General features: G+C 72.0%; 11 protein-coding genes. 8 read left to right on the top strand and 3 right to left on the bottom strand.

From position 1 onward, the window contains the following. Positions 1-127 precede the first annotated feature (127 nt). Positions 128-568 carry an OsmC family protein gene (locus EDF48_RS18500; protein ID WP_131881896.1) on the bottom strand — a complete coding sequence of 147 codons (441 nt, stop codon included), beginning with the start codon at positions 566-568 and terminating at the stop codon, positions 128-130. A 176-nt stretch (positions 569-744) separates the two neighbouring features. Between EDF48_RS18500 and EDF48_RS18495 the strand changes: the two genes are divergently transcribed. After that, positions 745-1,788 (top strand): NAD(P)-dependent alcohol dehydrogenase, encoded by a 1,044-nt coding sequence (locus tag EDF48_RS18495; protein WP_131881894.1) that lies wholly within the window; start codon positions 745-747, stop codon positions 1,786-1,788. Between the two features lie 117 nt (positions 1,789-1,905). Here EDF48_RS18495 and EDF48_RS18490 read toward each other — a convergent pair whose 3' ends face one another. Then, a complete protein-coding gene (locus EDF48_RS18490) occupies positions 1,906-3,699 on the bottom strand; it encodes a gamma-glutamyltransferase (protein WP_207913301.1) in 1,794 nt (597 codons plus the stop codon). A 104-nt stretch (positions 3,700-3,803) separates the two neighbouring features. After that, positions 3,804-4,622 carry a sulfite exporter TauE/SafE family protein gene (locus EDF48_RS18485; RefSeq protein ID WP_131881890.1) on the bottom strand — a complete coding sequence of 273 codons (819 nt, stop codon included), beginning with the start codon at positions 4,620-4,622 and terminating at the stop codon, positions 3,804-3,806. A 76-nt stretch (positions 4,623-4,698) separates the two neighbouring features. On the opposite strand from EDF48_RS18485, the gene EDF48_RS18480 reads away from it, so the two are divergent. From EDF48_RS18480 to EDF48_RS18450, 7 genes are all read left to right on the top strand, one after another. Further along, entirely contained in the window at positions 4,699-5,454 is a 756-nt protein-coding gene (locus EDF48_RS18480) for a helix-turn-helix transcriptional regulator (protein WP_131881888.1), read from the top strand. A gap of 78 nt (positions 5,455-5,532) precedes the next feature. After that, positions 5,533-5,940, top strand: coding sequence for a metalloregulator ArsR/SmtB family transcription factor (locus EDF48_RS18475; protein WP_123937300.1), 408 nt, complete (start codon positions 5,533-5,535; stop codon positions 5,938-5,940). Beyond that, positions 5,937-6,413 (top strand): SRPBCC domain-containing protein, encoded by a 477-nt coding sequence (locus EDF48_RS18470; RefSeq protein ID WP_131881886.1) that lies wholly within the window; start codon positions 5,937-5,939, stop codon positions 6,411-6,413. Before EDF48_RS18475 ends, EDF48_RS18470 begins: the two co-directional genes overlap by 4 nt. Before the next feature lie 123 nt (positions 6,414-6,536). Next, on the top strand, positions 6,537-7,733 hold the full coding sequence (locus EDF48_RS19580) for a peptidoglycan DD-metalloendopeptidase family protein (protein WP_131881884.1): 1,197 nt from the start codon (positions 6,537-6,539) through the stop codon (positions 7,731-7,733). Between the two features lie 116 nt (positions 7,734-7,849). Further along, complete coding sequence (locus EDF48_RS18460; protein ID WP_165932468.1) at positions 7,850-8,500, top strand: DNA alkylation repair protein; 651 nt, start codon at positions 7,850-7,852, stop codon at positions 8,498-8,500. A 69-nt stretch (positions 8,501-8,569) separates the two neighbouring features. Then, positions 8,570-10,102, top strand: a complete 1,533-nt coding sequence (locus tag EDF48_RS18455) for an MFS transporter (protein ID WP_243648991.1) — start codon at positions 8,570-8,572, stop codon at positions 10,100-10,102. A gap of 27 nt (positions 10,103-10,129) precedes the next feature. Then, positions 10,130-10,687, top strand: a complete 558-nt coding sequence (locus EDF48_RS18450; RefSeq protein ID WP_207913300.1) for a TetR/AcrR family transcriptional regulator — start codon at positions 10,130-10,132, stop codon at positions 10,685-10,687. Position 10,688 lies beyond the last annotated feature (1 nt).

The following is a 10,688-nucleotide window of genomic DNA, read 5'->3' as shown; positions in this document are numbered from 1 at the left end:
CCGGTTCAATACCGAGCTCACGCCCTCGCGGCCTAATCTGACTTCACGGTCCAACAAACCGGGACCAGTTCACAGCTGGCACCGGGCCTCCCGTCAGGTGGTGGGTCGCGTCTCGGACGCGCCCCGACTACTGCTCGAACGTCGCGTCGAGCGTGATCTCGACGCCGGTGAGCGCCTTGCTGACCGGGCAGGTCGCCTTGGCGTCCTCGGCGGCCTTCAGGAAGGTCCCCTCGTCGATGCCGGTGACCTCACCGTGCACGGTCAGGGCGATGCCGGTGAGCTTGAAGCCGCCAGCCGAGTCCGGGCCGAGCGAGACGTCGGCCTTGACGTCGAGGGCCTCGACCGTGCCACCGGCCTCGCCGAGGACTGCGGAGAACTGCATGGCGTAGCAGGCCGAGTGTGCGGCGGCGATGAGCTCCTCGGGGCTGGTGCTGCCACCGGCCTCGTCAGCGGCGCGCTTCGGGAACGAGACGTCGTAGGTGCCGACCTTCGAGCTGGAGAGTTCGACCTGGCCGGAACCGTCGTTGAGGCCGCCGTTCCAGGCGGTGCGTGCGGTGCGCGTGGGCATGGCCGCTCCTTTCGTGTGGGGGATCGGACCCGAGCGGGACCGTCGCAGCCGAGTCAAGCGGAGAACGCGCGTTCTCGCAACCGGCTCACGGCGAAGACGCAGGCTTCGCGGTTCTGAGCGACAGGTGTTGCCCACAACAACAGGTGTAGCGTGATGGTGTTCAAAGGAGACCCATCATGCGCGCCGTCGTGTTCGAGCAGTACCAGACCTTCCCGTCCCTGACGGAGGTCCCGAAGCCCACCCCGGGTCCGGGGGAGGTGCTCCTCAAGGTCGCAGGTGCCGGCGCGTGCCACTCGGACGTCGCGGTGTACCGCGAGTTCGCCGCCGGTGCTCCGGGATCGCAGCAACCCCCGTTCGTCCTCGGGCACGAGAACTCCGGCTGGGTCGAGTCCGTCGGCGACGGCGTGACCGGGTTCACCGAGGGCGACGCCTACCTGGTCTACGGGCCGGTCGGCTGCGGGCACTGCTCGTACTGCTCGAAGGGGCAGGACACCTACTGCGAGAACGCCGCGACGAACCCCTACATGGGCATCGGTCTCGGGCGGGATGGCGGCATGGCGGAGTACGTCAGTGTCCCCGCCCGCAACCTCGTGCCGCTCGGCGACGCCGACCCGATCGCTGCCGCACCGCTCAGCGACGCCGCACTCACGCCGTACCACGCGATCAAGAACGCGCTGCCGAACCTGGCAGGCGGGGGCAAGTACGCGCTGGTCGTCGGGCTGGGCGGCCTCGGGCAGATCGCCGTGCAGATCCTCACCGCGCTCACCGGCGCCACGGTGATCGCGACCGACATGAAGCAGGACGCCATGGACCGCGCTGCCGCCCGTGGCGCGATCACGGTGCCCGGCGGGCCGGACCAGGCCGCCGCGATCCGCGAGATCACCGGCGGCCGCGGGGTCGACGCTGCGTTCGACTTCGTCGGTGCCACCCCCACGATCAAGGTCGCACAGGCCTCGATGGCGGTCGGTGGCCGGTTCACCGTCGTCGGGATCGCCGGCGGTACCACCGAGTGGAACTTCTTCGCGACGCCGTACGAGTCGACGATCACGAACACCTACTGGGGCACGATCGAGGACCTGCACGAGGTCGTCGCGATGTACCGCGCCGGGCAGATCGTCCCCGACGTCGAGCGCTACGCGCTGGCCGACGCGCTCGAGGCGTACCGGAAGCTCGAAGCCGGCGAGCTCTCGGGCCGTGCGGTCGTCGTCCCGACGCTCTGACCACGGGTCGTCTCGCGGCGTACCTGGTCGAATCGGGCGTACCTGGTCGGAAGTTCTGACCAGGTACGCCCGATTCCGGTTTCCATCGCGAGTGTTCAGGGAAGGAACCAGCGCGGGTCAGCGACCTGCGGCGTAGCCCTGGGCGCCGCGTGGGTTCGCGGCGGCGCCGAGTACGCCCGTCGCCGGGTCCCGCGTCACGCACGTCAGCCGTCCGAGCGACCAGTCGCCGGCGCGGGTGACGACGTGACCGCGTGCCTCGAGTTCCGCGATGACGTCGTCGCCGAGCCGGTCCTCGACCACGAGCCCCGCCGGCTCCCACGTGCGCGGCCAGAACGACCCCGGGAACGACGTCGTATGCAGCGCCGGGGCGTCGATCGCCTGCTGCGGGGTGTACCCGCCGACGATCCACCGGAGCAGGAACAGCAGCTGCCACTGATCCTGCTGGTCACCGCCGGGTGAACCGACCGCGGCCACAGGGACGCCCTCACGCAGCACCAGGGTCGGTGTCAGGGTCGTGCGGGGGCGCTCGCCGGGGCGGAGCGTCGACGCCGTGCCCGGTTCGAGCCAGGTCATCTGCAGCCGGGTGCCCAGGCAGAACCCGAGCTCCGGGATCGTCGGCGACGACTGCAGCCAGCCGCCGGACGGTGTCGCGCTGACGATGTTGCCCCAGCGGTCCACAACGTCGATGTGGCAGGTGTCGCCCCGGGTCTCGCCGTCCGGTGCCACGAACGGCTCGCCGCGGTCCTCGACCGGCGCGACCGGCGCGACCGGAGCGACCTGAGCGACCTGCACGGTCGGTTCGCCGAGACCAGCGCCGTCGCCGGCGGAGTACGACGTCCGGGCCGGCGGCATCGCCCGCTCGACGCCCGCGATCGTGCCCGGACGCAGCTCGGCCGAGGCCCGCTCGCCGATCAGCGCACGCCGCTCGTCGGTGTACGCGTCGGACAGCAGCTCGTCGAGCGGGACGTCGCCGTCGCCGTAGAACGCCTCGCGGTCGGCCATGGCGAGCTTCTGCGCCTCGACGATGGTGTGCGCCCCGACCGACGTCGACGGGTCGAGCATTGCGTCGTCGAGCGGTTCGAGCAGCCGCAGGGTCTGCAGGAGCGCCGGACCCTGGCCCCACGGCCCGGTCTTCGCGATCGTGCAGCCGCGGAACTCCACCGTCGCCGCGGGCTCGTACGACGCCCGGAACGCCGCCAGGTCCGACGCCCGGATGACCCCGGCGTGGTCGCTGCCCGACGCGTGTCGGTGCGGCTCCCGCACGAAGCGGTCAATGGCCTCGGCGACGAAGCCCCCGGCCCACTCGCTCCGCGCGGCGTCGATGCGGGCGGTCCGGCTGCCGGAGCCGTCACCGGCGTCGAGGAGCCGCTCGAGCACTGCGGCCAGCGCCTCGTTGCGCACCAGGTCCCCGGGGACCGGCACCGTGCCTCCTGGCAGCCACTGCGTGGCGGACGTGGGCCAGTGGTCACGGAACAGGCCCTGCACGGCGGTGATCGTCCGGACCACCCCGGCTGCGACCGGGTGGCCGTCACGGGCGTATCCGATCGCCGGCGCGAGGACGTCCGCGAGCTCCCACGTGCCGTGGTCGCGGAGCAGCAGCAGCCACGCGTCGACGGCACCCGGGACGGTGGCGGCGAGTGCGCCGGAGCCGGGGACGAGGTCGAGTCCCTCGGCGCGGTAGTGCTCGGGTGTCGCACCGGCCGGCGCCGGACCCTGGCCGACGAGCACGACCGGGGTCGGGTTCGATGCCGTCGCGAACACCGCCGTCAGGTCGCCGCCCGGGCCGTTCAGGTGCGGTTCGACCACGTGCAGGACGAACGCGCCCGCGACGGCTGCGTCGAAGGCGTTGCCGCCGCGTTCGAGCACCGACTGCGCGGTGGCGGTCGCGATCCAGTGCGTCGCGGCCGCCATGCCGAACGTGCCCTGCAGGTCCGGGCGCGAGGTCTGCGTGGCGGGTGGGACGAAGGCGGGGTTCGGCGTCGGCATGCACCCATCCTGTCCCCGGGGCTCGCCGCTCAGCCCAGGGCCACGACGATCCCCGCTGCGACGAGCAGCGCGACGTACCCCCAGGCGTGCACGACCTCGGGCAGGTGCGGCGGGCGACGTCGGAGCAGCACGATGACCGGCATCGCGCCGACCAGCAGGGCCACGGCAGCCCGGACGTCGACGGCGCCGACGAGTCCGGCGGCGTGCGGGACGACCGCCGGCAGCAGCATGGTCACCGCGGCTGCGGGCAGCGTGATCGCCAGCGTGAGGGGGTTCGCCAGCGTTGTCGCCGCGGTCATGGTGGCACCGGACCGGCGCAGCATCGGGACCGTCACCACGCTGCCGCCGACGCCGAGGAACGCCGCGACCGCACCGATCGGGAGGCCCGTGGCAGTCGGCACGCCGGTGCGGGTCGGTCCCTGGTCGCGTCCACCGCCGCGGGTCGCGACTGCGCGATCCGTCGCCGAGCTGCGCAGGAAGCCCGGGCGCAGGAGCAGGTCGGCGACCGTGACCCCGAGGTAGACGACGAAGCCCCAGCGCAGGAGCGCGTCCGGTGCCTCTCGTGCGGCGAGCACCCCGACCGTGCCGCCGACCCCGAGCAGGACGAACAGCGACGAACGGCCCCGGAGTGGTGCGAGGGCGCCGCGCCGGGCCGAGACGGTGGCCACGGCGGCGTTCACGAGCATCACGAGGGCCGAGGTCGCCGTGGCCACCCGGACGGCGTCGCCACCGAGGGCTGCGTCGGCGACGGTGATGATCGGCACGGTGACGAACCCACCGCCGAACCCGAACAGGACGGTGGTGACCCCGACCAGGGCCCCGATGACCACGAGCACGATGAACGACATGCCTCCATCCCAGCGGGGATCACCACGGCGGACGATCGGGTGTGCGGCACGTTCCTTCGAGACCTAGCCTCGACGTGTGCGCAACGTCCCGGTCTCCGAGTTCGACCACCAGCCGTTCGACGTCCTGCCGATCGGCACCGACTACCCGCCGGACCACCTTCTCGCCCGGCACGAGCACCGACGGGCGCAGCTGCTCTACGGTGCGAGCGGCGTGATGCTCGTCGAGACCGACGACGGCTCCTGGACCGTGCCGACCGACCGGGCCGTGCTCATCCCGCCCGGCGTGCCCCACGAGGTCCGGATGCTCGACGTCAGCACCTGGAGCCTGTACGTCGAGCCGGACGCCGTGCCCTGGTGGCCGACACGGTGCACCGTCGTCGAGGTCGGGCCCCTGCTGCGCGAGGTGCTGCGCGCCGCCAACGCGCTCGACGTGCCGTACGACGGCGGCGGCCGGGACGGCACCCTCGTCCGGCTCGCCCTGCACGAGCTGCAGCGCGTCGCACCGATCCCGTTGAGTGTCTCGCTGCCGCCACGGGGTGTCCTGCGCGACCTGTGTCGGGCGTACCTGGCCGAGCCTGACGTCCACGTGACGAACGCCGACTGGGCGCGCGCGGCGGCCGTCTCGGAACGCACCCTCGACCGCCACTTCCGTGCGGCCACGGGGGTGGGTCCCGCGAGCTGGCGGGTGCGTGCGCGACTGTTGGCGAGCCTCCCGGCCCTGCGACGCGGCACCGTGACGGAGGTGGCGGGCCGACTCGGCTACGCGACCCCCGCGGCGTTCACCGCCGCCTTCTCGAAGGCGTTCGGGGCCCCGCCGTCCCGGTTCCGGTGAGGCCTTGCGCTCCCACGGGTGCGAGCGCATACTGAACGAAACAGTTAATTAACCGACCGGTTCACCGAGGAGGCGACGATGGAACCCGACCACACCGACGTCGTCCTGTCGGCGCTCGCCGACCCGATCCGACGGCGCATCGTCGAACGGCTCGGCAAGGGTGAGGCGACCGTCTCCGAGTTGTCGGAGCCGTTCGACGTCAGCGCCCCGGCGATCTCGCGGCACCTCGGCGTGCTCGAACGCGCCGGCCTCATCACGCGCGAGCGGCACGGTACGTGGCGCACGTGCCGTCTCCGGCCGGAGGCCGTCGACGAGCTCGGCGCCTGGCTGGGCCGGTTGCGTCCCGACTGGGACCGCCGGTTCGACCGACTGGAGGCCCTGCTCGCCGCCCAGCGCACGCCTGCCCCGGTGGGCAGCCCGTCCACCGCCCCACCCGCCAGTTCCACCAGTTCCGCCTTCACCGTCGATCCGCAGGAGCAGTCATGACCGAACAGTTCGCCGCCCACGCCACCCACCGCTTCGCGCACCCCGTCGCCGACGTCTACCGGGCGTTCGTCGACCCGGCGCTGCTCGCGCTCTGGTTCGGCCCCCTCGGCTTCCACGTCCCCGTCGCCACCGTCGAGGTCGACGCACGGGTCGGTGGCGCCTGGAACCTCACGATGGTCAGCAACGACAACGCCGAGTGGTCGTCGCCCGTCACCTCGACCCTCGAGCAGATCGAGGAGAACCGGATCATCGTCGGCACCTCGACGGCGCACGGCATCCCGGGGGTCGAGGACGGCACCGCGCTGTCCCTGACGCTGGAGTTCGCCGAGGACGGCGACGGCACGATCGTCACCCTGACGCAGGGACCCTTCCCCGAGTTCATGCGCGACATGAACATCGCCGGCTGGACGCAGTCGTTCCACAAGCTCGAAGCACTGCTGGCGACACCGAAGGAGTTCTTCCAGCAGCCGTAGCCGCACCCCCCTGTCAAGGGGTTGTGCGCCCCGCGCAGAAAAGCGAACATCGTTCGGTGACTCGTACAGGGCGAGCGCCGAACGACCGCGCAGGGGCGTGGTCGGTTCCGAGTCAGGGGATCCATGACCACCACTCCGTCGACCGTCGCACGTGCGCGCCGACTCCCACGCTTCGCCGGCGCGCTCACGGTGCTGGCCCTGGCCGCCGGTGCCCTCGTCGCGACCGCTGAACCCGCCGCAGCGTCGGCGGTGTGGGTCGGATCGGCACCCGCCGGCACCAAGATCAACCCCGGCGACCAGGTGACGTCGCCGAACGGCCAGTTCAAGCTCATCATGCAGGGCGACGGCAACCTGGTCGAGTACGGCATCGGGAACCGCGTGCTGTGGGCCTCGAACACCGCCGGTTCCCCCGGTGCGATCGCGGTCGTCGGCAAGAACCGTGCCCTCGACATCACCAAGAACGGCAAGCGACTGGCCCGCTGGGCCTCGGCCGGCACCGTGAACTCGACGGCGCTGAAGATCCGCGCCGACGGCACCATGGCGCTGCTCGCCGGCAGGTCCGTCGTCGTGAACTGGACCACCTACCAGGACCGGGTCGCCTCGGGGAACACGCTCCTCGGCGGCACGGTGCTGCGCTCCGACACCACGAACACGCGCATCCTCAACATGCGCACCGACGGCAACCTGGTGCAGAAGGTCAGCGGCCGAGTCGTCTGGCAGTCGCGGACCGGCGGGCACCCCGGCGCCTGGGCCGAACTGCAGTCCAAGGGCAACTTCGTCATCTGGACCCGTGACGCATCGCGCAAGAAGGTCGCGCTCTGGACCTCGCGCACCGGCACGGCCGGCTCCGGCAACCTGCTCGTGCAGGTCGACGGCAACGTCGTGCTCTACGGGGCCAAGGACACCCGCGTCTGGTCGAGCCGACCCGTCACCGGACTGGCCTGGCCCGTCAACGGGACGAAGATCACCGGCAAGTACGGCGACGACCGTGGCGCCGGACACGTCCCGCGCTACCACCAGGGCACCGACGCGCCCGTGCCCGTCGGCACCCCGGTGTACGGCTCCGGCACCGGCGAGGTGACCAAGACCGTGGCGAACGACGCCTCGTACGGCAACTACATCGTCGTGACCTACGGCATGACCGCGGTGCTCACCGCCCACCTCAGCAAGATCGAGGTGAAGAAGGGCCAGATCGTGAAGCTCGGTACCGAGATCGCGAAGTCCGGCAACACCGGGCAGTCGACCGGCCCGCACGTGCACGTCGAGACGCGGCGCAACGGCACGCTCGTCGACCCGTTGAAGAACATGCACTTCCGCTGATCCGGGAGCGCTGGCGTCGCTCCACTTCGTGAGCAGGAATGGTCGGGTCGCCTTCGGGCACCCGACCATTGCTGCTCACGAAGTGCGGGCGGGGCGGCGCGGATACCCTTGACCGGATGACATCGCGCGGCGGGACCGGGGCTGGGAACGGGGCCGACGCGGAGGCCGTGCTCGTCGCCTTCGCGCGCACCAGCGGCGACGTCGCGGCAGCGCGCCGGGTCGCACGTCGGTTCGAAGGCCTCGACGACGGCGAGCGCTCGGCGCTGCTGTGGAGCGAGGACGACGGCGCGAAGCTCGTCGCCGTGCTGCTGCTGGTTCAGGCGATGCGCGAGCGCCCCGATCCGGAGCTGACCGACGAGTACCTGTCGGCAGCGAAGGCCGAGCGCTTCGACGACCCGGCGCTGGTCGACCTGGCAGCCGGGGAGCTCGTCGGTGCGCCGCTCGTGGGCGGCTCGACGGGCCCGCTGTTCGCGCTCGTGAAGTCCGACGTGGCGATGGTGCGCCGGATCGCGGTCGTGGCGACCCTGGCGTTCGCCAAGCAGGGCGACGCCGAGGTGCCACTCGGGATCGCGGGACGCCTGGTGCGGGAGCGGAGCGACACCGTGCAGTCGGCGCTGGGGTGGGTCCTGCGCGAGACGGGCAAGCGCGCGTCGGAGGCGGCGCTCGTGGCGTTCCTCGAGAAGAGCGGACGGTTCTTGACGCCTGCGGCGCGCCACACGGCGACCGAGCACCTGCCGCCGGCGGATCGCGACCGCCTGCGGGGTTGAGGACGAACGACGCTGACAACCAACTGTGCAGTCGGCTCTACCGACCATGTGGTCGGTTAGGGTCTCCGGGTGACCGAAACCACCCCGAGCACCAGCACCGCCCCGATCCACCGCGCCTCCGTCCGTGAATGGGCGTCCCTCGGCGTCCTCACCCTGGCCGTGGTGCTGCTCGCGATCGACGGCACCGTGCTGGCCCTCGCCGTCCCGTCGCTGACCGCGGACCTCGACCCGACCGCGACGCAGGTGCTCTGGATCGGCGACGTCTACTCGTTCGCGCTCGCTGGGCTGCTCGTGACGATGGGCAACGTCGCCGACCGGATCGGCCGGAAGCGCCTGCTGCTCATCGGCGCGGTCGCGTTCGGCCTGGCCTCGGCCGCCGCAGCGTTCGCGCAGACGCCCGAGCTCCTCATCGCCGCGCGGGCACTGCTCGGCATCGCCGGAGCGACCCTGATGCCGTCGACCCTGTCGCTGGTGCGCACGATCTTCCGCGACGCCCGGCAGCGCACCACCGCGATCGCCGTGTGGTCGGCGGGTGCGACGGGTGGTGCCGCCGCCGGACCGCTCGTCGGCGGTGCGCTGCTCGAGCACTTCTGGTGGGGCTCGGTCTTCCTCATCAACATCCCCGTCATCGTCGTGATCGTCATCGCCGGAGCCATCCTGCTGCCCGAGTCGAAGGGCGGCTCGCGCACCCCGATCGACCTGCTCTCCGCCGTCCTCTCGGTGCTGGCGATCGTGCCGCTCGTGTACGCCGTGAAGCACGTCGCCGGGCACGGGTTCGACTGGACGGTGCCCCTGACGGCACTCCTCGGCATCGGCGCCGGCTGGTGGTTCGTCCGCCGCCAGAAGCGCCTCACGACGCCGCTCATCGACCTGCAGCTGTTCCGGATCCCGGCGTTCTCGGGCGCCGTCGTCGCGAACTCGCTGTCGGTCTTCGCGCTGAGCGGCCTGCTGTTCTTCTTCTCGCAGTACCTGCAGCTGGTCCGCGGGTTCACGCCGCTGCTCGCCGGAGCGGCCGAGCTGCCGGCGACCCTGGCCTCGATCGCGGTGATCGCGATCATCGGGCTGCTGTCCCGGCGGGTCGGACCCGGCCGGTCGATCGGTCTCGGCCTGGCGGTCGCCGCTGTGGGCATGGCCGGTCTCGCGTTCGCCGAGGGGCTGCCGACGTACTGGGGGATCGCGATCGCCCTCGCCGTGGTCGGCCTGGGCGTCGGGGTCTCGATGACCCTGGCCACCGACGCAGTCGTCGCCGCGGCACCGCGGGAGCGTGCTGGTGCGGCCTCGGCCATCTCGGAGACCGGGTACGAACTGGGCGTCGCACTCGGCATCGCGGTGCTCGGTTCGTTGCAGACCGCGTTCTACCGGTCGAACCTCGACGTGACGAGCGGCGCGGTCAGCGGCGGTGTCGGCGACCGGATCCGTGAGTCCCTGGCGTCGGCGTCCCAGGTCCTGCAGGACGGCGACCCGATCCTCGAACACGCGCGGCACGCCTTCACCGGCGGCATGCAGCTCGCCTCGATCTGCGCGGCCGTGGCGCTCGCCGTCGCCGCCGCGGTCGCACTCCGGGTGATCCCGAACCGGCAGGATGGACCGCATGAGCACTGAAGGTCGTCATGAGCACTGAAGGTCGTCGTGGGCACTGACGGCACCCGCGATCGTGAGCGCACCCGCCAGGCGGTCCTCGAGGCCGCCGAGCGGCTGCTCGCCGAGCGCGGCACCCGGGTGAGCGTCGCCGAGATCGCGGCGGACGCCGGCGTCTCCAAGAGCGGCCTGCTCCACCACTTCCCGTCGAAGGACGAGCTGCTCCTCGCCGTCGCCGCGCACGGTCTCGCGACGTTCAAGGACGAGGTGCTGCGACACGTCGACCTGGCCGAGAACCGCCCCGGCAAGGTCCTCCGCGCCTACGTGCGGACCCTGTGCGGCGGCAGCGAGCGCGCCATGGAGGTCTTCTCGCCGACGGCACACTGGACCGGTCTGATGGCAGTGCCGGGGGTCGAGGCGGTCGTCGCCGCGGACGCCGAGGACTGGCGCGCGGTGTTCGCGCGCGACGGCCTGCCCGAGGACCGCACGTTGGTCGTCCGGCACGCGGCCGAGGGGCTCGCAGCAGCGACCGCCATGCCGCCGTACCTGGACGCACGCGAGCTGGCGGTCACCCGTGACGCGCTGCTCGCCCTGGCAGAACCCGCCTGAC

Source organism: Curtobacterium sp. PhB191, assembly GCF_004346515.1.
Taxonomy (GTDB): domain Bacteria; phylum Actinomycetota; class Actinomycetes; order Actinomycetales; family Microbacteriaceae; genus Curtobacterium.
Note: the sequence above shows the minus strand (reverse complement) of the source record. Positions and strands in the feature narration are given on the sequence as shown.